This window comes from Dietzia sp. PP-33 (genome assembly GCF_033790845.1).
Classification (GTDB): Bacteria; Actinomycetota; Actinomycetes; order Mycobacteriales; family Mycobacteriaceae; genus Dietzia.
In genome coordinates this window covers 194091-215729 of the sequence record NZ_JAMYEI010000004.1, presented here as the reverse complement: position 1 = coordinate 215729, position 21639 = coordinate 194091, and the positions used below count along the sequence as shown (strand labels likewise).

Genomic DNA, 21639 nt, shown 5'->3' with positions numbered 1-21639 from the left:
ACTTCACTTGTCATAAGACCTGAATATCAGCTGCGGAGCCTGAGCGATGGGCAAGGTACCGCAGTTGGGTGGCAGGTTCGAATGGTACTGCGCGTGGGGGTCCCAATAGGTGGGGCCTAGGCGCGAGTAAGCTGGTCTGTTTTCTTAGTCAGTTGTGCATGGCGATCTGTTGGCCCTTGGTCAGTGGGTAGTCGACGAGAGTTTCGGAGTCGAGGTCTTCTTTGTGCATGTCGACGCCTGTGATCTGGCTGTTCTCGTAGGTGGTGTAGTAGTAGACGCCGGTGTCGGTGTTGCAGCAGGACGAGTAGATGGTGATTTCGTATGAGTCCTCGCCGCCTACTCGTACGCATCCGCGTTGTTGCGCTACCGAGCCAAGGATTTGGAAGAACTGGCTCAGGGATTCTGACTCGGATGTTCCGGAGATCGAGTTCATCTTGGTGAAAACGGCCTTGGCGAACCGTGAGGCTGAGGAAAGGTCGCCGGGTAGCCCGATGGCCCCCATCCCTCGGCTGTACGTGTCGAACCGGAGCTGGTCGGAGAAGTTGTTTTCCGGTGGGTTGGTCGACAGGTGCATGTAGTTGTTCAAGTTGAAGCTCTGGATATCGAAGGTCGGGTTGTTGGTCAGGACGCCGTACGGATTGTCGTAGACGCGCAACCCGGATTTCACGCTCTCCACGGCGAGGGACCTGTCGCTATCAGAGATGATCCAGTGCAACGGTGACTGCGGGAAGTCGTCGTTGAAAGGGATGTCGACCAGGTTGACCTCCGCCAGGGCAGTCTCCACCTGGGTGACCGTGTCGAACTGGGCCAGGACCCAGGGGATGAACTCGAAGGGTGCGATGTTGGTCTTGTCGGCAGCTTCGGGTTTGTAGTCGGCATTATCTGGGAAGTTGAGCCCCGCCATGCTGAGGCCCTTTTCGTTGGTTCCGTCGTAGTAGAGCGGGAAGCCGTCGGCGGTGGTGGCCATGCCGATGATGGCGTGATGAGTGGGGAGGGAGGGGACTCGGCGGAACTCGAATGGGAACTTTCGGGGAGTAATGGTGACCTTCTCATTGTAGGAGAATTCCAGGTCGAGGTTTCGTCCGAAGTAGTGGTTCTTGGTGGTGTAGCTGAGACCGGTGCACATAGTGTGCCTCCCTTGTCGGGTCACTCCCCGAGGGAGGGGAGCTTTTTCATGCCTAGCAGATTCGGGGCCGCGGTACTAGGGTGCGCGTCCATGAATTTGGTCGAGTCGGCTGCCGGTCGAGCATGTGGCGATGTGTTCAGTTTCCTCGACCGTTTGTGTGGAGGCAAGGACGTGGTTGTCATCGACGCGGACGCAGAGCGGTTCGTTGCAGCGGTGTTCTCCGACGGAATAGGTGAAATCGGAGCCGTGCTCCAGGAGTAGCGCGAATCGGTATGCGCCCATGGTTCGTGAGACGCCGTCGCGTCGCCACGTGATGGCTGGTAACCGTCGCTGGCGGAGATGGCCCCTCTCCAGATCCAACACCCGAGTGCGGGCACCTTGATCATGTGGATCCAGAACCTCCCGATCGTGGCGTGGCCGGGCGGCGGTGCCGAACTCTAGGGAGGCGAGTTAGTTGCGGTCCCGGTCGGCGCGGACCGCGGTTTCCAGGTTCAGTCCCGGTGGGGGAATGTCCACGGACTAAGGCCCCGCGTCAGGGGCAGTGGAGGTGGTCACCGTTGATCTCCGAGTTCTCTTTGCGGGTGCCGTTTTCTGCTGCTTCTGTCACGAAGTCGACCGGCTCTGCAGAGGGGCGCCCGCGGTCCCGGGATCGCCGAAGTCTCTAGCGCTGTGTAGTGCAACTATTACCTCGCGGGTACTACACCTCGCGGGTACTACCTCGCGGGCGGCCTCGGCAGCCACGTGCGTCGGTCGCGCAGAACACGGAGCGTGGAATCATGCCTGCGTCACCTCAGCCGATTGCCCGATCGCGTGATCCGGATCACATGTGGGATATATGCTTCTCCCATGTTTCCAGGGACCTTCGCCGCCACCACCCCCGACAAGCCCGCTGTGATCCGTCCCGCGACGGGCGAGCAGATCACCTACGCCGAGCTCGAGGCGAGATCGGCCCAGCTCGCACACGTCCTGACCGACGACTGGGGTCTGCGCCCCGGTGACACCATCGCCGTGGTCTCGGACAACACCCTCGAGATGGTCGAGATCTACTGGGGCGCGCTGCGCGTGGGCCTGTACATCGCTGCCATCAACCACCATCTGACAGCCGACGAGTCGTCGTACATCATCAGTGACTGCGGGGCGCGGGCACTGTTCGTCTCCGCCTCGGTGGCCGACCACGTCGACGTCGCTCCGGGTGCGCACCCCGGCGTGGAGCACCGCGTGGCGTTCGGCGGTGCGCTCGAGGGCTTCGAGGACTACCGGTCGCTGCTCGACGGGAAACCGACCGACCCGCCCGCCGACCAGCCCCGCGGCCACGACTTCCTCTACTCCTCCGGAACCACCGGCCGGCCCAAGGGTGTGCGAGTGGACCCGCCCGAGGGGCAGATCGACGAGGTCCCCGACCCGTACACGCCGGTGTTCAGTTTCCTCTACGCCTTCGACGCCGACAGTGTCTACCTGTGCCCCGCTCCGCTCTACCACGCCGCGCCCCTGCGCTTCTGCGGCGTGGTCAACTCGGTGGGCGGGACGGTGATCCTCATGGACCGCTTCGACGCCGAGGAGTCACTGCGGCTCATCCAGGAGTACCGGGTGACGCACTCGCAGTGGGTGCCCACGATGTTCGTGCGCATGCTCAAGCTTCCGGACGAGGTCCGCGACAGCTACGACGTGTCCAGCCTGACCCACGCGATCCACGCCGCCGCCCCGTGCCCGCCCGAGGTCAAGCGGCGGATGATCGAATGGTGGGGGCCGGTGGTCCACGAGTACTACTCGGCCACCGAGGGGATGGGCATCACCTTCATCAACTCGCACGAGGCGCTCGAGCGGCCCGGGTCCGTCGGCCGTGACGGGCTCAAGGGCTTCGCGCACATCTGCGACGAGGAGGGCCGTGAGCTCCCCACCGGCGAGATCGGCACCATCTACTGGCAGCAGGACGAGGGCACCTTCACCTACCACGGCGACCCGGACAAGACCGCGTCCGTGTTCCACCCCGAGCATCCGAACTGGTCCACCTTCGGGGACGTGGGGTACCTGGACGAGGACCGCTTCCTCTACCTCACCGACCGCAAGGCGTTCACCATCATCTCCGGGGGAGTGAACATCTACCCGCAGGAGATCGAGAACGCGCTCGCTCTGCACCCGGCGGTCGAGGACGTGGCGGTGATCGGGATCCCGGACGAGGAGATGGGGGAGAAGGTCCACGCCGTGGTGGTGCCCGCGGCGGACCGGGCCGGTGACCCCGGCCTCGGCGAGGAGATCCTCGGGTCGTTGCGGGGCCGGGTCTCGGACTTCAAGATCCCGCGTGGCGTGGACTTCGTCGACGAGCTCCCCCGGACCCCCACCGGCAAACTCGTCAAGCGCCGCATCGCGGACAAGTACAAGGCGCAGACGCCTGCATAGGCCTGCCATCGCGGTGCCACCGAGAGAGCCGCCGACCTCGCAAGGTCGGCGGCTCTCTCGCGTAGGCCGCTCGGGGCTCCTCCGGTGTCGACGCGCTCAGAGGAGGCCGTCGCCGCCGACGCTCGCGGTCAGGTCGACGGAGGCCCCGAACCCGATCGAGTCCATGAGGAAGAGCATGAGAGACGGAAGGCCGGTGAAGGCGTCGGCCAGGGTCGAGCCCGAATCGAGCGCGAACTGGCTTGAACCTTCTGCGAATACTGCGAGGCTGCCCATAGTGTTGTCCTTTCCGACAAGACAGGAGGCCGCCGCCGGGGTTCCATACCCCGAGATGAGTCGGCTCGAAAGTGATCCGTGTCACCTTCCCTCCCGCGGACGATGATGCTCTTCTTATCGTTGCTCGTCAAGGCCTCTTCCGGGATGGTGCTGGTGCGTCGAAAGGCGCACTTCGGCCCCTGCAGTTGACCGTGAGGGCCGAGGGTCAGGTGTTGCCGCGTGTGACTGTCGCTCGCCCACGCCGGTCATGACATCGGCGGCGAGGATCCGCCTCGACCGCCGTCGGTTTCGGGGAGGATGTCCGGCATGGATCCGGTGGTGGACTTCGAGCGCGAGCGCCCGCGTCTCACCCGGATCGCGGCCCGGGTGCTCGGAGACCCGGTCGAGGCGGAGGACGTGGTGCAGCAGGCCTGGATGCGGTTGGAGCGCTCCGACGTCGCGATCGCCAACCTGCCCGGGTGGCTCACCACCGTCGTCACCCGGTTGTGTCTGGACCGGCTCAAGGCGGCGGTGCCGGCGCCACACCAACCCTCAGACCGGGCGGGCGTCGATACCGACCCGGCCGACGAGGTCGCTCTGGCCGGTTCGGTGAGCGCGGCCATGCACGTGGTGCTCGACCGGCTGACCCCGGCCGAGCGGGTGGCGTTCGTCCTCCACGACTCGTTCACGGTGGACTTCCCCACCATCGCCGGGATCCTGGACTGCACACCCGCAGCGGCGCGCAAGCTCGCGTCGAGAGCGCGGTCGAAAGTTGCGGAACCGCCGGACGGGACGGGCCCGGTGGACTGGCGTGTCGTCGACGCCTTTCTGGCCGCCGCCCGCAGCGGTGAGTTCTCCCGCCTCCTCGAACTCCTCGCGCCGGACGTGGTGGTGGCGGGAGACCCGGTCGCCGTGGATCTCGGCACCCCTGCGCGCATCGAGGGCCGCGACGAGGTCGCACGGTTCTTCGACGGTGCGGCGGCCGCCGCGCTGCCGGTGTTCGTCCACGGTCGGCCCGGCGCGGCGTGGTTCGACCGTGGGGCGGCGCGCGTGGCGTTCGACTTCCGCGTCTCCGGCGGTGTGGTGACCCGCATCGACTTCCGCGCCGAGTCCGAGTCCCTGGAGTCGATCAGCCGACGACGGGACGGCGCCCCGCGGTGAGTCCCGCCCGCCGGTGTCGACGCGGTCGTGGTCACACTTCGGGCCCACCACTCGTCACCAGGGTGAGGCGCGCACCCGGCGCCGCCCGTCACCGGAAGGAGCAACGGCGTTGAAGACCATGACCTGCAAGGACCTGGGAGGGCCCTGCGATCTCGCCCATCGCGGTGAGACCGCGGACGACGTGATCAGCGCCCAGGACGCACACCTCAAGGAAGAGGTGAGGGCCGGGGACGAGGCACACGGCCCCGCCCGGAAGGAGATGAAGGGCCGCTGGTTGCGGCCCCGGCAGTCGTTGGGATGGTACAACGACGTCAAGGATCGTTTCGCCGCGTTGCCGGAGGACTGACCGGCCCGGGGGCGACCGGACTCAGGCCCCGTCCCGTTCGATCACGGCGGCCAGGGAGAGCAGGGTCGCCTCCGACCCGGGTCGGCCGATGAGCTGGACCGAGGTGGGTAGTTCCCTGCCGAGCGGTGAGCGGGTCCGGCCGCACGGGACGGACATCGCGGGCCAGCCGAGCACGTTGGCCAGCGGTGTGAACGGGGAGAATCGCATCGACGCCCACAGGGAGCGCCCCCAGGAGCGCTGGTGCCACTCGGTGGCCTCGGGGGGCGCGTCGGCCAGGGCCGGGGTGAGCCACACGTCCACGCCGGCGGTGTCCATCGCCCGCTCGACCTCCGATCGCAGCGCCTCGGCGGCGCGGTTCCACCGGGTGTCCCCGTCGCCGGCACCGCCACTGCGGAACGCGGTGCGGCCCAGCAGTGCGTGGTGCCTGGTGCGGCGTTCCATCGCGGAGAGGGGGAGGTTGGCCTCCTCGGCGGCGCGGGCCACCGCGGAGGTCCACCGTGCCAGGTAGAGGACCGGGTCGCGAGGGGCCGGGAGGGGGGTGTCGACGACGACGAGGTCGGCCTCGCCGAGCAGGGCCGCGGCCTCCCGGGCCGCCCGCTTCCACGGCTCGTGGACACGCACCAGATCGCGGCCGAGCCTGATCGGGCTGGTGGTGGACAGGCCGACCCGGGTCCCGCCGGGCACGGGGGAGAGCGTGGCGAGCCCGGGTCGCCCGGACATCACCGACAGTGCCAGCGCCACGTCCTCCACGGTCCTGGCCAGGGGTCCCGATTCCGCCAGGCGTCCCCAGTTGTCTGCACCGAGCTGTGTGGGAACGACCCCCGGGCCGGGCTTGATGGTCACGATCCCGCAGGCCGCGGCGGGGATGCGCAGGGAGCCCATCCCGTCGTCACCCACGGCGAGCGGGACCATCCCCGAGGCCACCGCCGCCGCGGACCCGCCGGAGGAGCCGCCGGCGGACAGCGAGACGTCGCGGGGGTTGCGGGTGATCCCGTGCTCATCCGAGTCCGTCATCCCCCACGTGCACAGCTGGGGTGCCGCGGTGATGCCCACCGGGACCGCACCGGCCGCCAGGAGGGGCGCGACCACCGGGTTGTCGAGGGTCACGGTGCTCTTGATCGCCAGAGGGACGCCCGCCAGGGCCAGCCGGGTCCGTGCGTCACCCTCCTTCGCGTCCACCGCGGCGGCCACCGCGCGGCCGTCCGCCCTGAGGAGCGTGGTGAAGGCGTGCAGGACCGGATCCGAGTGGTCGATCCTGGCGAAGGCGGCGTCGAGGGTCTCCATCGCGCTGCCGGCGCCGGAGCGCACCGCCTCCGCGGTCAGGGCCGCGGAGGGCGTGGGGGTGGTCACGACCCCGATGGTACGACGTCGGTGCGACACCCCGAGCCTGTCCGCCCACGGCGATCAGCACGGTCAGGTGTCGGGCCGCGCAGGTAGCCTGGGGCGACAAGCGACGACGTCGGTCGCAGACCAGGCCCGCCGACCGGCAGGGCCGTCCTTCGCACACGAGGACCGAATGGAACGTAAGAGCAACACCGTTTTCCGCAACGTGGCGATCGCGGGTGTCATCATCCTGGCGATCGTCGGGTTCTCGTTCTTCGCGAACGACGAGCGCGGCTACACCGAGGTCGACACCTCGGTCGCGCTCGCCCAGGTCGACTCCGGCAATGTCAGGGAGGCGACGATCGAGGACCGCGAGCAGCAGCTGCGGCTCACGCTCGAGTCGGCGATCACCCCGGAGGAGGGTGCTGACGAGACCGACCAGCTCATCGCGAAGTACCCGGACCGGGCGGCGGACCAGATATTCGACAGGGTCGCCGCGGCCGAACCGGAGAAGTACGACACCACGGTCACGGAGCAGGGCTTCTTCATGCAGATGCTCTCGTTCCTGCTGCCGATGCTTATCCTGTTCGGGCTCCTGTTCTACTTCATGACGCGCATGCAGGGTGGCAAGGGCGGGCTCTTCGGTGTGGGCAAGTCCCGCGCGGTGGAGTTCACCAAGGACATGCCCCAGACCATGTTCGCCGACGTGGCGGGAGAGGACGAGGCGGTCGAGGAGCTCAACGAGATCAAGGACTTCCTCCAGAACCCGGCGCGGTATGAGCGGCTCGGCGCCAAGATCCCCCGCGGGGTCCTGCTCTACGGGCCTCCCGGTACGGGCAAGACCCTGCTGGCCCGGGCGGTGGCCGGGGAGGCCGGGGTCCCGTTCTACTCGATCTCCGGTTCGGACTTCGTGGAGATGTTCGTGGGCGTGGGTGCCTCGCGGGTGCGCGATCTGTTCGAGAAGGCCAAGGCGAACGCGCCGTGCATCGTCTTCGTCGACGAGATCGATGCCGTCGGTCGGCATCGGGGGTCCGGGACCGGGGGTGGCCACGACGAGCGTGAGCAGACCCTCAACCAGCTGCTCGTGGAGATGGACGGGTTCAGCGACCGCGAGACGGTCATCCTCATCGCCGCCACCAACCGGCCGGACGTACTCGACCCGGCCCTGCTGCGTCCCGGCCGGTTCGACCGTCAGGTGCCGGTGACCAACCCGGACCTGCGCGGTCGCGAGGCCATCCTCGCCGTGCACTCGGTGGGCAAGCCCCTGGCCGCGGGCGTGGACATGAGGTCACTGGCCCGGCGCACGATCGGCATGTCCGGTGCGGACCTGGCCAACGTCCTGAACGAGGGCGCTCTGCTGGCCGCGCGGATGGGCAGGGACGAGATCTCGATCGACATCCTCGAGGAGGCCACCGATCGTGTCGTGGGCGGCCCGCGTCGCAAGCACCGCGTGATCAGCGAGCACGAGAAGAAGGTCACCGCCTATCACGAGACCGGCCACGCCCTCGCCGCGTGGGCGATGGAGGATCTCGAGCCGGTCCACAAGGTCACGATCCTCGCGCGTGGTCGCACCGGCGGCCACGCGCTGGTCGTCCCCGAGGACGACAAGTCCCTCATGACGCGAGCGGACATGATCGCGCGCATCGTCATGGCGATGGGCGGGCGTGCCGCCGAGGAGTACGTCTTCGGAGAGCCGACCTCCGGCGCCAGCTCTGACATCGAGCAGGCCACCCGCATCGCCCGCACGATGGTCGCCGAGTACGGGATGAGCCCGAAGCTCGGCGCGGTCAAATACGGCGGCGACGCCGGTGACCCGTTCCTCGGTCGCGGTGGCGGCTCGGGGAGCGAGTACTCCCCGGAGGTCGCTAAGGCCATCGACGACGAGGTCCGCCGCCTCATCGACGCCGCGCACACCGAGGCGTGGCGGGTCCTCGAGTCCAACCGGGAGATCCTCGACTCCGCAGCCGGTGAGTTGCTCGAGAAGGAGACGCTCCGCCAGGAGGACCTCACACGGCTGTTCGCGGGTGTGGTCAAGCGGCCGAGGATCACCGAGTTCGACGACTTCGGCGGTCGGAGCCCGTCCACCCTGCCCCCCATCAAGACCCCGGGCGAGATGGCCAAGGAACGTGGCGAGCCGTGGCCGCCGCCGGTCAGCGATCCGTTCGCGATGCCCGTCCTGCCCGCGGATCGCGAGTCCGGGACCGACGCACCGGGCCACGACCAGGGCCGGGGCGAGCAGACGGGCCCGGGCCGTGAGCCGGCCCCGGCAGGCGCGCGGTCGTCCGGGATCCCCGCGTACGGCACCCCGCCGCCGCCCGGCTGGTCCGCCCCCGGCTGGCCCCCGCGATCATCCACACCGGCCGGCCCCAGACCGGCCGGCTCCACCCCGGACGCGGGCCGGGGCGCCGGCTCGGACCCCGACGGCGACCGGGCACAGAACGGTACGTATGGTCCGAGCGGTTCCGAGACCACCCGTCTCCCGGCCGCTCCCGCCGCCCCGGCGCCGCGGGCCGAGGACCACGACGGCACGGGGGACGGGTCCACGACGCGACCCGAACCGGACGGGTCGACCCGCGCGTGGTCGGCCGTGGACGGTGACGGCCGTCGGAGCGGCGCCCGTCGTCGCGAGGACAAGGAGCCCGGTTGGCGTGCACCGTGGGAACGTGACGACTGACGCTCCGTCCGGTTTCATGCGAGAAGAGGACTGATGACGACCCCTGACCACATCCCCGCGGCCGACGCCCGGTCGGTGTCCACCGGCCGGGTCTTCGATGCCGATCGTGCCGAGTCCGCGGTCCGGGAACTCCTGATCGCAGTGGGCGAGGATCCCGAGCGCGAGGGCCTGCGGGACACCCCGTCCCGTGTGGCCCGCGCGTACCGCGAGGTGTTCGCGGGGATGTTCACCGACCCCGCCGACGTGCTGTCCAAGACATTCGACGAGGACCACCGCGAGCTGGTGCTGGTGCGGGACATCCCCATCTACTCGACCTGTGAGCACCACCTGGTGCCGTTCCACGGGGTGGCACACATCGGATACATCCCCGGCCGGTCGGGAGCGGTCACCGGGTTGAGCAAGCTCGCCCGACTCGTGGATCTGTACGCCAAGCGGCCGCAGGTCCAGGAGCGCCTGACCAGCCAGGTGGCCGACGCACTGGTGGCCAAGCTGGACCCGACCGGTGTGCTCGTGGTGATCGAATGCGAACACCTGTGCATGAGCATGCGCGGCATCCGCAAACAAGGCTCGATCACCACCACGTCCGCGGTCCGGGGCAGCATGCGCTCCAACGCCGCCACCAGGGCGGAGGCTCTCGGCCTCCTGCGCGGTACGTGAGCCGTCCGTCCGCCCCACCGCCCCCGGCCCTGCCGCGCCCGGGTCGGTGCGCGGTGATGGGGGTCGTCAACGTCACCGAGGACTCCTTCTCCGACGGCGGGCGACACCTCGCACCGGAGGCCGCCCTCGCGCACGCGCGGCGACTGGTCGCCGAGGGAGCAGACCTCCTCGACATCGGTGGCGAGTCCACCAGGCCGGGTGCGATCCGGGTGGACCGCACCGACGAGGCCGGCCGCGTGATCCCGCTGGTCCGGGCGCTCGCCGGGGACGGGGTCACCGTCTCGGTCGACACCATGCGCGCCTCGGTCGCGGCCGAGGCTCTCGACGCCGGTGCGGCGATCGTCAACGACGTCTCCGGGGGTCTCGCCGATCCGGGGATGCTGGAGGTCGTGGCCGAGCACGGATGCCCCGTGATCCTCATGCACTGGGTGTCGCCGGACCAGTACCGGGCGGGCGCCGGCGGCCGGTCCGACTACGGGGGTGACGTCGTGTCCTCGGTACGTGACCACCTCGCGCGCCGGGCGGACGCGGCGGTCGCCGCGGGAGTCGACGAGGGGTCGATCGTGGTGGACCCCGGACTGGGGTTCGCCAAGGACGCCGCCGACAACTGGGCGCTACTCCACGGACTCGACGCCCTCACCGACCTCGGGTTCCCCGTGTTGGTGGCGGCCTCACGCAAGCGGTTCCTCGGCTCACTCCTGGCGGGTGCTGGAGGTGAGCCCCGCGCGGTGACCGACCGGGACCCCGCCACCGCCGCCATCACGACACTGTCGGCTGCGGCCGGCGCCTGGGCGGTCCGTGTGCACGACGTCGCGCCCAGCGCCGACGCCGTTCGAGTGGCCGACGCGTGGGCGACCGGAGGGGTGGGGCAGAGCTGATGGCGGACCGTATCGAACTGACAGGGCTGCGGGTCCGCGGCACCCACGGGGTCTTCGAGCACGAGAGACGCGACGGCCAGGACTTCATCGTCGACCTGGTCGTGTGGACGGACTTCGCCGCGGCCGCGGCCTCGGACGACCTGGCCGACACGGTCGACTACGGTGCGCTGGCGCTCCTGGCCCGCGACGTGGTGGCCGGGGAGCCCCGCGACCTCATCGAGACCGTGGCCTCGCAGATCGCCGACGGGATCATGGACCTCGCCCCCGGTGCCGACGCCGTCGAGGTGACGGTGCACAAACCGCAGGCCCCCATACCGGCCGAGTTCGCGGACGTGGCGGTGGTCGCCCGGCGCTCGCGCGCGGGCGGGCGGGGCGGTGGCGACCGGTGAGCTGTCGGGCGGTCCTGTCCATCGGTGGTAACCAGGGGGATCCGCTGGCGCTGCTGCGTGGCGTGGTGGCCGCCGCGGCCGGCGACGGGATCCTCCGCGGCTTCTCCTCGGTCTACGCCACCCCTCCGTGGGGTGGGGTGGACCAGGACGACTTCCTCAACGCGGTCCTCGTCGTCGACCACCCCGGTTCCCCCCGCGACGTGCTCGAGTGGGGCTTCGCGCGGGAACGCGCGGCCGGGCGCACCCGGGCGGTCCGGTGGGGCCCCAGGACCCTCGACGTCGACGTGGTGTCGGCCGAGGAGGACGGAGCCACGGTGACATCCGGCGACGACTCCCTGACCCTGCCGCACCCACGCGCGGCCGAGCGCGCGTTCGTCCTGGTCCCGTGGATGGAGATCGAGCCGACGGCCCGGTTGAACGGCCTCGCGCTCTCCGCACACCTCGACGCCCTGGATCCGGCAGAGGTGGCAGGGGTCCGGCGGACGACCGGGTCGCTGGCGCCCGAAGGGTGGGTCGGCTGACATGGCCCGTATCGCGGTGTCCACTCTCATCCTGGTCGCTCTCGTCGCCGGCGTGGCCGCATACGTCCTGACCGGTTCCTTCCTCGGATCGCTGCCGCCCATCGGGTGGGGGTGGGTCACGTTGCCGGTGGTGGCGTTGATCGACGTGCTGCTGGCGGTGCGGGTCCGGTCCGCGATCTCCGACGGCGGGGTCGGGCAGGACCGCAGCCAGATGCACCCGCTGACGATCGCCAGGTGCGCGGCCCTGGGACAGGCCTCGGCGGTCCTCGGGGCCGCGGCCGGCGGTCTGGGAGCCGGGCTCTGCCTCTATTTCCTCCCGAGGCTGGGAGATCTGGCGGCCGCGAGCGACGAGCTGCCCGCGGCCGTGGCCGTTCTGGTGTCCGGGGCGCTGCTCGTCGGGGCCGGACTGTTCCTCGAATCGGCGTGCGAGACCCCGCCGTCGGACGACGACTCCGGGGGGCTGGCCCAGCCGACCTGAGCGCATCGTGAGAAGAGCGCCCCGGTGCGTTCCTGGGGAACACGCGCTGGTTACTCGTGGGACCAGTGATCCTCTGCGTATCATGCGGGACATGAGTTCCGACGGCGCGATCGACAAGCCCCGATCCGTCCGCCCCGCTCGCGGCGACGACCGCGGAGTGGCGGGTATCGCTCTCGGGGTGCTCCTGTTGCTGGCGCTCGTCGCGACCGTGGTGATGGTCTTCTCCGACGACCCGGTGTGGATGCGGATCGGCACCCTCTCGGCGCTCTGGGCGGCGTTCATCGGGGCGTTCCTCGTGGCCCGGTACCGTCGGCAGGCGTCCGCCGAGGCGGCCCGGGTCCGCGACCTGCACACCGTCTACGAGCTGCAACTGGAGCGCGAGATCTCCGCTCGTCGCGAGCACGAGCTGGTGGTGGAGAAGGACCTGCGCGACACCGTCCGGGCGGAGACCTCGGACTCGATACAGGCACTGCGTCACGAGATCGCGGCGTTGCGGGAGCAGCTCGGCCAGATGGGCATGCCCCTGACCGACGATCGCCCCGCCGTGGGCGGGGACACCACCGCCGGTGAGCTCGGTGCGGGATCGTCACTGCCATCGGTGCGGTCCGAGCGGGTCGAACCCCGTCGTCGTGCGCCGGAATCGACCTTCTCCGCGTCGGCCGGCCCGTCGTCGGACCCCCGGGAGTCGTGGACCACCCCCGGCCCGGCCCGGCCCCGGCAGTCCACGCCCGAGCCGACGGTCACCGGGGTCGGTCGGCACGTCACGCCGAGCACAGAGCGCACCGAGAAGATCTCCGCGGTCGACACGGGACAGACCCCACCCGACCAGACCAGACCCGACCAGACCAGACCCGACCAGACCAGACCCGACCAGACCCGCTCCGCGGAAGCGCGGGGCGAGCGTTCCCGCGGCCCGGCGGTCCGGCCCGCCGGTCGGACCCAGCCCGAGCCCCGGACCCGGCCCGACGCCCCGAAGCAGCCGGCGCCCGCGACGACGCCCGAGGGGCCGAAGCGGTCGGCACCGGCGTCCGAGCCCGCCACCGCCGAGCCCGCCACCGCCGAGCCCGTCTTCACCGAGCCCCCTGCCCAGGAGTCGGCGACCTCGAGCCGCCACGGTGAGGGCGGAGGCCTCTCGGTCGCCGATCTCATGGCCCGGCTGGGCGAGGACGCCCCCAGTGGTGGTCGTCGCCGTCGACACTCCGCGGACTGAGAAAGCCCCCTCGCTCGTCCCCGGTGTGAGGTGCGCCACTCCTTGCTGCCGTTCCGGTCCGATCCGACTACTCTCGCCCCCGAGATGTCCGGGACCCACCACGTGAGCGGGCCTGGAACGGATCGAGCACTGGAGTACCTCATGATGGCCGAGTTCGGCGTCACCGGAACACCCCCTGCCCGCCTGTCCATAGGCCTGGTCTCCGCCGGTCGAGTGGGGACAGCCATCGGCGCGGCACTGGAGCGGCGTGGGCACGTGGTCGCCGCGGTCGTCGCGCGGTCCGAGCGCTCCCGCGACCTCGCCTCCCGCCGTCTGCCGGAAGCACGACTGGCGGATCCCGTCGGGGTGGCCGGCGCAGGGGAGCTGCTGATCCTCGCCGTGCCCGATTCGGCACTGGCCGGCGTGGTCGCCGAACTGGCCGCGGCCGACGCCTTCCGCCCCGGTCACATCGTGGTCCACGTCGCGGGCGCGGTGGGTGCGGAGGTCCTCCGACCCGCGGCGGACGCCGGTGCCGTCGTCGTGGCGGCCCACCCCGCCATGACCTTCACGGGCGGCGACTCGGACCTCGACCGCATGGAGGGTTGCTCGTGGGCACTGACCTCCCCGGACGAGGTCGGCCTCGTCGTCGGGCAGATGTTGGTGATGGAGACCGGGGGCCTGCCCGTCACCGTCGCCGAATCCCACCGCGCGCTCTACCACGCGGCTCTGGCGCACGGCGCCAACCACCTCGTCACCCTCGTCAACGACGCCGCCGAGGCGCTCGCGGCGTCCTTCTCGGTACTCCCCGGCGGCGGGGTCGCGGGTGACCCGGACGGCATGCTCGGCTCGGACCCGGAGGCGCTCGCCCGGCGCACCCTCGAGCCGCTCCTGCGTGCCGCCCTCGACAACGTCCTGGCCTCCGGCGACGCCGCCCTCACCGGCCCCGTCATGCGCGGCGACGCGGTCACCGTCTCGCGTCACCTCGATGCGCTCGAGGATGTCGACAGCGGTATCGCCGCCGGGTACCGCGCCCTCGCGCTGCGGGCGGCCGACCGCTGCGGTGCCGGCCGTGACGTGACCGACCTCCTGGCCCCCGACCTGACGGAGCAACTGCGATGACCACCTCGATCTACCCCGTGCGCACGGCGGTCCCGGGCCGTCCGGGGTCGGGTTACACCCGCGGTGAGCTGACCGTCCACCACGAGCCCTCGTCGTTGCACGCGGTCACCGAATCGCTGCGCAAGGTCGGCAAGCAGATCACCTTCGTCCCGACGATGGGTGCGCTGCACCCCGGTCATCTCGCGCTGGTCGAGGCCGCCCGTCGCACGCCCGGGTCGGTGGTGGTCGTGTCGATCTTCGTCAACCCGCTCCAGTTCGGACCGGGGGAGGATCTGGACGCCTACCCGCGCACGCTCGACGACGACGTGGCCAGGCTCGCCGAGGCCGGGGTCGAGCTGGTCTTCGCCCCCGCCGCCGCCGCGATGTACCCCGACGGTCCGCGGACCACCGTCCAGCCCGGCCCGACGGGGGAGATCCTCGACGGAGCGGCCCGCCCCGGCCACTTCGCCGGAATGCTCACGGTGGTGGCCAAGCTGTTCAACATCGTCGCGCCCCACCAGGCGTTCTTCGGGGAGAAGGACTATCAGCAACTGGTCCTGATCCGCCAGATGGTGGCCGACCTGGACATGGACGTACGGGTGGTGGGCGTCCCCACCGTCCGGGAGTCCGACGGGCTGGCGCTGAGCTCGCGCAACCGCTACCTCTCCGCCGAGGAGCGGGAGCTGGCCACCACGCTCAACGCCGCGCTAGTGGCCGGGACGTTCGCCGCGCAGGCCGGGCGACAGGCCGTGCTCGACGCGGCCCGGGCGGTCCTGGCGGAGCGTCCGCAGATCTCGATCGACTACCTCGAACTCCGGGCCGGCGACCTCGGTGAGCCGCCGCAGGAGGGGCCGGGGCGGCTCCTCGTGGCCGCCCGGATCGGTGCCACCCGCCTCATCGACAACGTCGGCGTGGCCATCGGTACCGGTTTCCTCGCCGCCGCCGAGGCGACCGTCGCCGCCCAACAGGCCGAGATGGCCGACGACCTCAAGGAAGGCCTGTAGATGCAGCGCACCATGCTCCACTCCAAGATCCACCGGGCGACCGTGACCCAGGCCGACCTGCACTACGTGGGTTCCTGCACCATCGACGCCGACCTGATGGACGCCGCCGACCTGCTCGAAGGGCAGCAGATCGACATCGTCGACATCGACAACGGCTCCCGTCTGACCACCTACGCCATCACGGGCGAGCGGGGGTCGGGGGTCATCAGCATCAACGGCGCGGCAGCGCATCTCGTCCATCCCGGCGACCTGGTGATCGTCATCGCCTACGCCGTCATGGAGGACGCCGAGGCGCGGACCTACCAACCCCGTGTGGTCTTTGTCGACGGCGACAACCGCACTCTGACCGAGGGCACCGATCCGGCGAACGTGCCCGCGGGGTCGGGGCTGAAGAACCCGCGCGTACCCGAGCCGGCCGCCGTCTAGGTACCGGGGTAGGACCGTGCTTCTCACCGTGGACGTCGGCAACACGCACATCCGGCTCGGCGTCTTCCCCTCCGACGGTGGTCCCCTCGAGCGCACCTGGAGCATGCGGACGTCGCCGTCGGTCACCTCGGACGAGTTGGCGTTGACCATCCGGGGACTTCTCGGGGAGTGCGCCGGCCGACTCTCCGGCATCTCCGCGATGTCGGTCGTCCCCTCGGTGACCGGTGAGCTCCGCCGGATGGCCGCCGACTACTGGCCCGGATTGCGCGCGGTCGTGGTCGCGCCCGGTGTCAAGACCGGTGTCCCGCTGCTGGTGGACAACCCGCGGGAGGTGGGGTCCGACCGGGTGGTCAACGCACTGGCCGCCCACACCCTCTTCGAGGGCGCCGTCATCGTCGTCGACGTGGACACGGCGACCACCGTCGACGCCGTCTCCGGGCGCGGCGAGTTGCTGGGTGGCGCGATCGCGCCCGGGATCGACATCTCCGTGGACGCCCTCGCCGAGCGCGCGGCGGCGCTGCGGAAGATCGAGGTGGTGCGGCCCCGCGGCGCGCTCGGCAAGAACACCGTCGCCGCGCTCCAGGCCGGGATCGTGATCGGGTTCGCCGGGCAGATCGACGCCCTGGTGGACCGTCTGCGGACCGACGTCGCCGAACTGGCCGACGCGGCGGTGGTGCTGACCGGGTTGCGGGCGGACGTGGTGGCGGAGGAGTCGCGGACGATCACCGACGTGGAGCCCGAGCTCGCGCTCGAGGGGCTGAGGCTGGTGTTCGAGAGGAATTCCTGAGCCGCGCCCCGCACACGGTGCTGATGGCATGCTGTCCGCCATGGGCGGGGTCGGGCGGAGAGAGATCGACGACGACGAGGTGATCCGCAGGGACACCTCCGAGTTCGACCGCGGGTTGTCCTTCTTCGACGCCATCTACGGCTTCGCCGTGACGCTGCTCATCGTGAACGTCGACCTACCGGGGGCGGAGGCGTGGCAGGACCTCGGGTCGTTGGCCGGATCCGGGCTGGGCCGGCAGTTGTCCGGGGTCGTACTGAGCTTCGTGGTGATCTGTGCACTGTGGCGGGTGAACGTCAGGATGATCAAGGGCCTCACGGGGCTCGACGGCCCGATGGTGTTCGCCAACCTGGTGGCGACCGGCCTGGTGATCCTCGTGCCCTTCACCACGGATGCGATCAGTGACCCGGCCACATCCGATCTCGCGTTGCCCACCGTCTTCTACGCCCTCAACATCGCCGGGGTGGCCCTCGCCCAGGCGGCCGTCTACCAGCTCGGTCGGGCGGCAGGGTTGGAGCGTCGTCCCACCTCCCCGAGGGAGAACGGCAGGCTGCTCGTCGCGGCGGTGGCCGCCCCGGCGGTGTTCCTGGCGTCGGTCCCCGTGGCGTTGACGGTCGGGGCGGGGACGGCCCAACTGGTGTGGGTGTCGTTGGTCATCGTGCTCCCGCTGACGGGACGGCTCGCGAACCGGGCCAGGGGGACCTGACGGCGTCGCCGGATCGGGCTGAAGGGGCGGGCTGGGGGTTGGTCAGGCCGGTAGTGGGATCAGGCCGCGGACCGGTAGCTCGTCATGGAGACCGAGCCCCAGGCGTAGCCCTTGCTGAAGGCGTCCAGTGTCTCGCCGGATCCCGCGGCCATGCCGGCCGTGTACAGCAGGGGCAGGAAGTGGTCGGCGCTGGGCACCGCCGACCGGGCGTCCGGGTGGTCGACCAGCGAGAGGGCGTCCTCCGGACGGTCGGTGAGCAGTTCCTGGGCGTGGTCGTCGAAGCGGTGGGCCCAGTCGGTGCCGCTGTTGCCACGTGAGGGGTCCGCCGCTGCCAGGTTGTGTACGACGTTGCCGCTGGCCAGCACGAGGACGCCGGAGTCGCGCAGTGCGGAGAGCCGGACGCCGAGGTCGAAGTGGTAGCTCGCCGGCTTGGACGCGTCCACCGAGAGCTGGGCGACGGGGACGTCGGCGTCCGGGAAGACGTGGGTGAGCACCGACCACGTGCCGTGGTCGAGCCCCCACGAGTCCTGGTCGATGCCCACCCAGGTGGGTTTGACCACCTCGGCCACCTCGGATGCCAGTTCGGGGGCGCCGGAGGCCGGGTACTCGAACTCGTTCAGTTCCCGGGGGAAGCCGTAGAAGTCGTGGATCGTCCGCGGGTTCGGCATGGCGGTCACGGCGGTGGCGCCGATGTACCAGTGTGCCGACACGGCGAGGACGGCCCGGGGTCGCTCGGGGAGCGAGGCCCCGAGGGCGGCCCACTGCCGGGTCCACTCGTTGACCTCCAGCGCGTTGAGGGGGACCCCGTGTCCGATGAAGACGGCGGGTTGGCGCTGGTGCGTGGTGCTCATGTGTTCTCCTCTGCTCTAACTACATGATGCATCAACTAACCTCATGGCGCCAGCCGGGTGGGCGACGGGGTGGGTGACGGGGTGGGTGGGTGAGGATCCCGGGGCTTGAACTAGGTAGACCGGTCTGTCTATTATCGGGGGCATGCACGCCCGCCGAATGCCCTTCGCCGAACCGGTGGCATCCGTGCGCGCACAGCACCTGTGTCGCCGACCGGCAGCAGCACCGTCAACGCGCCCCGCCGAATCCCGCCGCACCAGGAGCACCGCATGAGCACCGTCACCACAGTCACCTCCACCCCGGTCTCGGTGGACGTCGCCGACTACCCCGCCGCCGTTCGCGGAGGCGCCCTCGTCGTGGACATCCGCTCCAGGGCCCAACGTGAGCGACAGGGCGTCCTGGCCGGCGCGGTCGCGGTCGAGGCTCGCCCCGTCGTCGAGCTGCTCGATCCCCGCTCGGCAGCTCCGCTCGCCGTCGTGATCGAGGGCGGCGAGGTGGTGCTGGTCAGCGATGACGGCCTCGACGCCGAGCTGTTCGCCCTGGAACTGCACTCGCGCGGGGTACGGGGGGTCCGCGCGGTGGACGGCGGTTACGACGCGCTCCGTGCCGCCCGTGCGCTCGGCCTGCTCGCCGATGCGGAGCACCTCCTGCGCGAGAGGTCCGCGATCTCCGCGCACTGAACGCAGCCGGCGCGCACCAGTCACACCATGCACACCCGACGCGGCCACGGCGCCCCGACCGGGGGCGTGGCGCCGCCGGCGCCGGTACGGTCACGGAATGATGGACGACATCTCGGCAGACCTGCTCACAGGCATCCTCGACGAGGTCCGGGACGACTCCTCCGGTGATCTGGTCCCGCACCTGGGGGACTACGAGCACCCGAATCCCGACGCCCTCGCGCTGGCCGTCTGCGACCTGGGCGGCCGGGTGGTGTCCGTGGGCGACGACGACATCCGATTCGATCTCCAGTCCGCGTCCAAGCCGTTCGTGTACGCCCTGGCCCTGGACCAGAAGGGGGTCGACGAGGTGGCCGAGCGGATCGGCGTGGAGCCGTCCGGCGACGCGTTCAACGAGATCTCCCTGGAGGCCGGCACGGGCCGGGCGCCCAACGGTCTCGTCAACGCCGGGGCGTTGGCCGCCCACGCACTCGTCGGGGACACCGACGACGACGAGGGCTCGCGCTTCGAGCACATCCGTGCGCTGCTGTCCCGCCTGGTCGGCCGCGAGGTGGACGTGGACGAGGAGATCGCGGACATCGAGGCCCACAGCGCCCACCGCAACCAGGCGCTCGCCCACCTGCTCGCGGAGGAGGGCAACCTCGCGGACGACCCCCACGAGGTGGTGGCCGGCTACGGGCGTCAGTGTGCGGTCCGCGTGGACGTCCGCGAGCTCGCCCACATGGCCGCCATGTTCGCGAACAGCGGTCTGCGTCCCGGGAGCGAGGAACGGATCCTCGGCCGTAAAGCCGTGCGCTACGCCAACAGCGTGATGTTCACCTGCGGCATGTACGACGCGGCGGGCGACTGGGTCTACCAGGTCGGACTGCCGGCCAAGAGCGGGGTCTCTGGCTGCCTGTTCGCGGTGGTCCCCGGCAGGTTCGGCATCGCCGCCTACTCGCCCCGGCTCGACGAGCACGGCAACAGCGTGCGGGCCGCGGCCGCGATCGAGGCGCTCTCGGACAAGCTGGACCTCCACGTACTCGACCAGGTGGGTGACCACGGGTTCGGCTCCACCGCGTAGCGGCGACTATCCTCGGGAGCCGTGACCGACTCGACTCCCGCAGCGCCCGGGGCCGCCTCGAACGAGCCCGCCGACGACACCCCCGAGCAGCTACGTATCCGCCGCGACAAGCGGCAGCGCATCCTCGACTCCGGCGTGGACGCCTACCCCGTCGACGTCCCACGCACCCACGGCCTGGTCGAGATCGCCTCGGACCCGCGCTTCGCCGCGCTCGAGCCGGGGGAGGAGACCGACGTCCGGGTCTCCGTCGCCGGCCGGGTGTTGTTCGTCCGCAACACCGGCAAGCTCTGCTTCGTCCGACTGCAGGACGGCGTGGACCCGGCTGCGGACCTGTCCGCCCCGGAGGCCGGGGACGGGCCGAGCGCCTTCGCCCCGCAGCTGCAGGCCATGCTGTCGCTGGCGAACATCGGCGAGGAGCGGCTCGAAGCCTGGAAGCAGGACGTGGACCTCGGTGACCACGTCTCGGTGAGTGGCCGGGTGGTGCGGTCCAAGCGCGGCGAGCTGTCCGTCATGGCCGACTCCTGGGTGCTGGCGGCCAAGTCCCTCCGCCCGCTGCCGGTCGCCCACAAGGAGCTGAGCGAGGACACGCGCATCCGGCAGCGCTACACCGACCTCATCATGCGCGAGACCGCCCGTCGCAACGCGGTCACCCGCATCAAGGTGGTCCGGGCACTGCGCGACGCCCTCGAGCGTCGCGGGTTCCTCGAGGTGGAGACGCCCATGCTGCAGACGCTGCACGGCGGTGCCGCCGCCCGGCCGTTCGTCACGCACTCCAACGCGCTCGACCTCGACCTGTACCTGCGGATCGCGCCGGAGCTGTACCTCAAGCGCTGCGTGGTGGGCGGGATCGAGCAGGTCTTCGAGATCAACCGCAACTTCCGGAACGAGGGCGTGGACTCCTCGCACAGTCCCGAGTTCGCGATGCTCGAGACCTACCAGGCCTACGGGGACTACGACACCTCGGCCACGATGATCCGCGAGGTCATCCAGGAGGTCGCCCGGGAGGTGTTCGGCACCACGACCGTCACCCTCGCCGACGGCACCGAATTCGACCTCGGCGGTCAGTGGCGCGAGATGCGGATGTACCCCTCACTCAACGAGGCGTTGCGGGCCAGGCATCCCGAGCGGGCCGTGGAGGTGGCGGTGGACTCGACCGTGGAGGAGCTCACCGAGCTGGCCTCGGCGGTGGGGCTGGAGGTCCCGAAGGACAAGGGCTGGCTGCACGGCAAACTGGTCGAGGAACTCTGGGAGCACCTGTGCGGCGACCAACTGGAGGGGCCGGTCTTCGTCCGCGACTTCCCCGTTGAGACCTCCCCGCTCACCCGTGACCACAGGACGGAGCGCGGGGTCACCGAGAAGTGGGACCTCTACGTCCGTGGATTCGAACTCGCGACGGGGTACTCGGAGCTCGTCGACCCGGTGATCCAGCGCCAGCGGTTCGAGGACCAGGCGCGGCTCGCCGCGGCCGGAGACGACGAGGCGATGGTGCTCGACGAGGACTTCCTGGCCGCGATGGAGCAGGGGATGCCGCCCACGACAGGGCTGGGGATGGGGATCGACCGGCTGCTCATGGCGCTCACCGGTCTGGGCATCCGCGAGACCATCCTGTTCCCGATGGTCAAGCCGCTGCCACGCGACTGA

Annotated in this window: 22 protein-coding genes; 18 read left to right on the top strand and 4 right to left on the bottom strand. The window is 70.4% G+C overall.

Translation table 11 applies throughout. From position 1 onward, the window contains the following. Positions 1-148 precede the first annotated feature (148 nt). Positions 149-1126 carry a choloylglycine hydrolase gene (gene bsh, locus NJE57_RS09155; RefSeq protein WP_319028089.1) on the bottom strand — a complete coding sequence of 326 codons (978 nt, stop codon included), beginning with the start codon at positions 1124-1126 and terminating at the stop codon, positions 149-151. Positions 1127-1972: 846 nt separating this feature from the next. On the opposite strand from bsh, the gene NJE57_RS09150 reads away from it, so the two are divergent. Further along, entirely contained in the window at positions 1973-3523 is a 1551-nt protein-coding gene (locus NJE57_RS09150) for an acyl-CoA synthetase (RefSeq protein ID WP_319028088.1), read from the top strand. Positions 3524-3619: 96 nt separating this feature from the next. Here NJE57_RS09150 and NJE57_RS09145 read toward each other — a convergent pair whose 3' ends face one another. Next, positions 3620-3796, bottom strand: a complete 177-nt coding sequence (locus NJE57_RS09145; protein WP_319028087.1) for a hypothetical protein — start codon at positions 3794-3796, stop codon at positions 3620-3622. Positions 3797-4102: 306 nt separating this feature from the next. Between NJE57_RS09145 and NJE57_RS09140 the strand changes: the two genes are divergently transcribed. Together NJE57_RS09140 and NJE57_RS09135 are read left to right on the top strand one after the other, a co-directional pair. Next, on the top strand, positions 4103-4936 hold the full coding sequence (locus NJE57_RS09140) for a sigma factor (protein WP_319028086.1): 834 nt from the start codon (positions 4103-4105) through the stop codon (positions 4934-4936). A gap of 118 nt (positions 4937-5054) precedes the next feature. Further along, positions 5055-5282: a hypothetical protein gene (locus NJE57_RS09135; RefSeq protein ID WP_319028248.1), complete on the top strand. Its 228-nt coding sequence runs from the start codon at positions 5055-5057 to the stop codon at positions 5280-5282. A 21-nt stretch (positions 5283-5303) separates the two neighbouring features. On the opposite strand, the gene NJE57_RS09130 is transcribed toward NJE57_RS09135, so the two are convergent. Then, positions 5304-6632, bottom strand: a complete 1329-nt coding sequence (locus NJE57_RS09130; RefSeq protein ID WP_319028085.1) for an amidase — start codon at positions 6630-6632, stop codon at positions 5304-5306. Between the two features lie 166 nt (positions 6633-6798). On the opposite strand from NJE57_RS09130, the gene ftsH reads away from it, so the two are divergent. The 12 genes from ftsH to NJE57_RS09070 all read left to right on the top strand — a co-directional run bounded on the left by ftsH (position 6799) and on the right by NJE57_RS09070 (position 17409). Continuing rightward, a complete protein-coding gene (ftsH, locus tag NJE57_RS09125; RefSeq protein ID WP_319028084.1) occupies positions 6799-9279 on the top strand; it encodes an ATP-dependent zinc metalloprotease FtsH in 2481 nt (826 codons plus the stop codon). 33 nt (positions 9280-9312) lie between these two features. Beyond that, positions 9313-9936, top strand: a complete 624-nt coding sequence (gene folE / locus NJE57_RS09120) for a GTP cyclohydrolase I FolE (RefSeq protein WP_319028083.1) — start codon at positions 9313-9315, stop codon at positions 9934-9936. A 56-nt stretch (positions 9937-9992) separates the two neighbouring features. Next, positions 9993-10814, top strand: coding sequence for a dihydropteroate synthase (gene folP, locus NJE57_RS09115; RefSeq protein WP_319028082.1), 822 nt, complete (start codon positions 9993-9995; stop codon positions 10812-10814). Further along, positions 10814-11203 carry a dihydroneopterin aldolase gene (gene folB / locus NJE57_RS09110; RefSeq protein ID WP_319028081.1) on the top strand — a complete coding sequence of 130 codons (390 nt, stop codon included), beginning with the start codon at positions 10814-10816 and terminating at the stop codon, positions 11201-11203. The genes folP and folB overlap by 1 nt, the downstream gene beginning before the upstream one ends. Further along, positions 11200-11724, top strand: coding sequence for a 2-amino-4-hydroxy-6-hydroxymethyldihydropteridine diphosphokinase (folK, locus tag NJE57_RS09105; protein ID WP_319028080.1), 525 nt, complete (start codon positions 11200-11202; stop codon positions 11722-11724). The genes folB and folK overlap by 4 nt, the downstream gene beginning before the upstream one ends. Position 11725: 1 nt before the next feature. Continuing rightward, positions 11726-12202: a DUF3180 domain-containing protein gene (locus NJE57_RS09100; RefSeq protein ID WP_319028079.1), complete on the top strand. Its 477-nt coding sequence runs from the start codon at positions 11726-11728 to the stop codon at positions 12200-12202. A 91-nt stretch (positions 12203-12293) separates the two neighbouring features. Beyond that, the gene (locus tag NJE57_RS09095) at positions 12294-13412 is read left to right on the top strand and encodes a DUF6779 domain-containing protein (RefSeq protein WP_319028078.1); all 1119 of its coding nucleotides are present in this window, start codon (positions 12294-12296) and stop codon (positions 13410-13412) included. Between the two features lie 144 nt (positions 13413-13556). Continuing rightward, positions 13557-14510 (top strand): Rossmann-like and DUF2520 domain-containing protein, encoded by a 954-nt coding sequence (locus NJE57_RS09090; protein WP_319028247.1) that lies wholly within the window; start codon positions 13557-13559, stop codon positions 14508-14510. Next, positions 14507-15493 carry a pantoate--beta-alanine ligase gene (gene panC / locus NJE57_RS09085; RefSeq protein ID WP_319028077.1) on the top strand — a complete coding sequence of 329 codons (987 nt, stop codon included), beginning with the start codon at positions 14507-14509 and terminating at the stop codon, positions 15491-15493. Before NJE57_RS09090 ends, panC begins: the two co-directional genes overlap by 4 nt. Continuing rightward, complete coding sequence (panD, locus tag NJE57_RS09080; protein ID WP_319028076.1) at positions 15494-15919, top strand: aspartate 1-decarboxylase; 426 nt, start codon at positions 15494-15496, stop codon at positions 15917-15919. It begins immediately after the preceding gene. A gap of 16 nt (positions 15920-15935) precedes the next feature. Beyond that, the gene (locus tag NJE57_RS09075; protein ID WP_319028075.1) at positions 15936-16706 is read left to right on the top strand and encodes a type III pantothenate kinase; all 771 of its coding nucleotides are present in this window, start codon (positions 15936-15938) and stop codon (positions 16704-16706) included. 28 nt (positions 16707-16734) lie between these two features. Next, entirely contained in the window at positions 16735-17409 is a 675-nt protein-coding gene (locus tag NJE57_RS09070; protein WP_319028074.1) for a TMEM175 family protein, read from the top strand. 59 nt (positions 17410-17468) lie between these two features. On the opposite strand, the gene ygiD is transcribed toward NJE57_RS09070, so the two are convergent. Next, positions 17469-18260, bottom strand: a complete 792-nt coding sequence (gene ygiD / locus NJE57_RS09065; RefSeq protein WP_319028073.1) for a 4,5-DOPA dioxygenase extradiol — start codon at positions 18258-18260, stop codon at positions 17469-17471. Positions 18261-18527: 267 nt separating this feature from the next. Here ygiD and NJE57_RS09060 point away from each other — a divergent pair, with 267 nt between their 5' ends. The 3 genes from NJE57_RS09060 (at position 18528) to lysS (ending at position 21639) form a co-directional block, all read left to right on the top strand. Continuing rightward, complete coding sequence (locus NJE57_RS09060) at positions 18528-18938, top strand: rhodanese-like domain-containing protein (protein ID WP_319028072.1); 411 nt, start codon at positions 18528-18530, stop codon at positions 18936-18938. Positions 18939-19035: 97 nt separating this feature from the next. Continuing rightward, positions 19036-19998 carry a glutaminase A gene (gene glsA, locus NJE57_RS09055; protein WP_319028071.1) on the top strand — a complete coding sequence of 321 codons (963 nt, stop codon included), beginning with the start codon at positions 19036-19038 and terminating at the stop codon, positions 19996-19998. Positions 19999-20019: 21 nt separating this feature from the next. Continuing rightward, complete coding sequence (gene lysS / locus NJE57_RS09050) at positions 20020-21639, top strand: lysine--tRNA ligase (RefSeq protein WP_319028070.1); 1620 nt, start codon at positions 20020-20022, stop codon at positions 21637-21639.

What these genes read in the sequence shown, in the direction of transcription:
- bsh (WP_319028089.1), bottom strand. Translation starts at nt 1,126, where the DNA reads ATGTGCACCGGTCTCAGCTACACCACCAAGAACCACTACTTCGGACGA.
- NJE57_RS09150 (WP_319028088.1), top strand. Translation starts at nt 1,973, where the DNA reads ATGTTTCCAGGGACCTTCGCCGCCACCACCCCCGACAAGCCCGCTGTG.
- NJE57_RS09145 (WP_319028087.1), bottom strand. Translation starts at nt 3,796, where the DNA reads ATGGGCAGCCTCGCAGTATTCGCAGAAGGTTCAAGCCAGTTCGCGCTC.
- NJE57_RS09140 (WP_319028086.1), top strand. Translation starts at nt 4,103, where the DNA reads ATGGATCCGGTGGTGGACTTCGAGCGCGAGCGCCCGCGTCTCACCCGG.
- NJE57_RS09135 (WP_319028248.1), top strand. Translation starts at nt 5,055, where the DNA reads ATGACCTGCAAGGACCTGGGAGGGCCCTGCGATCTCGCCCATCGCGGT.
- ftsH (WP_319028084.1), top strand. Translation starts at nt 6,799, where the DNA reads ATGGAACGTAAGAGCAACACCGTTTTCCGCAACGTGGCGATCGCGGGT.
- folE (WP_319028083.1), top strand. Translation starts at nt 9,313, where the DNA reads ATGACGACCCCTGACCACATCCCCGCGGCCGACGCCCGGTCGGTGTCC.
- folP (WP_319028082.1), top strand. Translation starts at nt 9,993, where the DNA reads ATGGGGGTCGTCAACGTCACCGAGGACTCCTTCTCCGACGGCGGGCGA.
- folB (WP_319028081.1), top strand. Translation starts at nt 10,814, where the DNA reads ATGGCGGACCGTATCGAACTGACAGGGCTGCGGGTCCGCGGCACCCAC.
- NJE57_RS09100 (WP_319028079.1), top strand. Translation starts at nt 11,726, where the DNA reads ATGGCCCGTATCGCGGTGTCCACTCTCATCCTGGTCGCTCTCGTCGCC.
- NJE57_RS09095 (WP_319028078.1), top strand. Translation starts at nt 12,294, where the DNA reads ATGAGTTCCGACGGCGCGATCGACAAGCCCCGATCCGTCCGCCCCGCT.
- NJE57_RS09090 (WP_319028247.1), top strand. Translation starts at nt 13,557, where the DNA reads ATGGCCGAGTTCGGCGTCACCGGAACACCCCCTGCCCGCCTGTCCATA.
- panC (WP_319028077.1), top strand. Translation starts at nt 14,507, where the DNA reads ATGACCACCTCGATCTACCCCGTGCGCACGGCGGTCCCGGGCCGTCCG.
- panD (WP_319028076.1), top strand. Translation starts at nt 15,494, where the DNA reads ATGCAGCGCACCATGCTCCACTCCAAGATCCACCGGGCGACCGTGACC.
- NJE57_RS09070 (WP_319028074.1), top strand. Translation starts at nt 16,735, where the DNA reads ATGCTGTCCGCCATGGGCGGGGTCGGGCGGAGAGAGATCGACGACGAC.
- ygiD (WP_319028073.1), bottom strand. Translation starts at nt 18,260, where the DNA reads ATGAGCACCACGCACCAGCGCCAACCCGCCGTCTTCATCGGACACGGG.
- NJE57_RS09060 (WP_319028072.1), top strand. Translation starts at nt 18,528, where the DNA reads ATGAGCACCGTCACCACAGTCACCTCCACCCCGGTCTCGGTGGACGTC.
- glsA (WP_319028071.1), top strand. Translation starts at nt 19,036, where the DNA reads ATGATGGACGACATCTCGGCAGACCTGCTCACAGGCATCCTCGACGAG.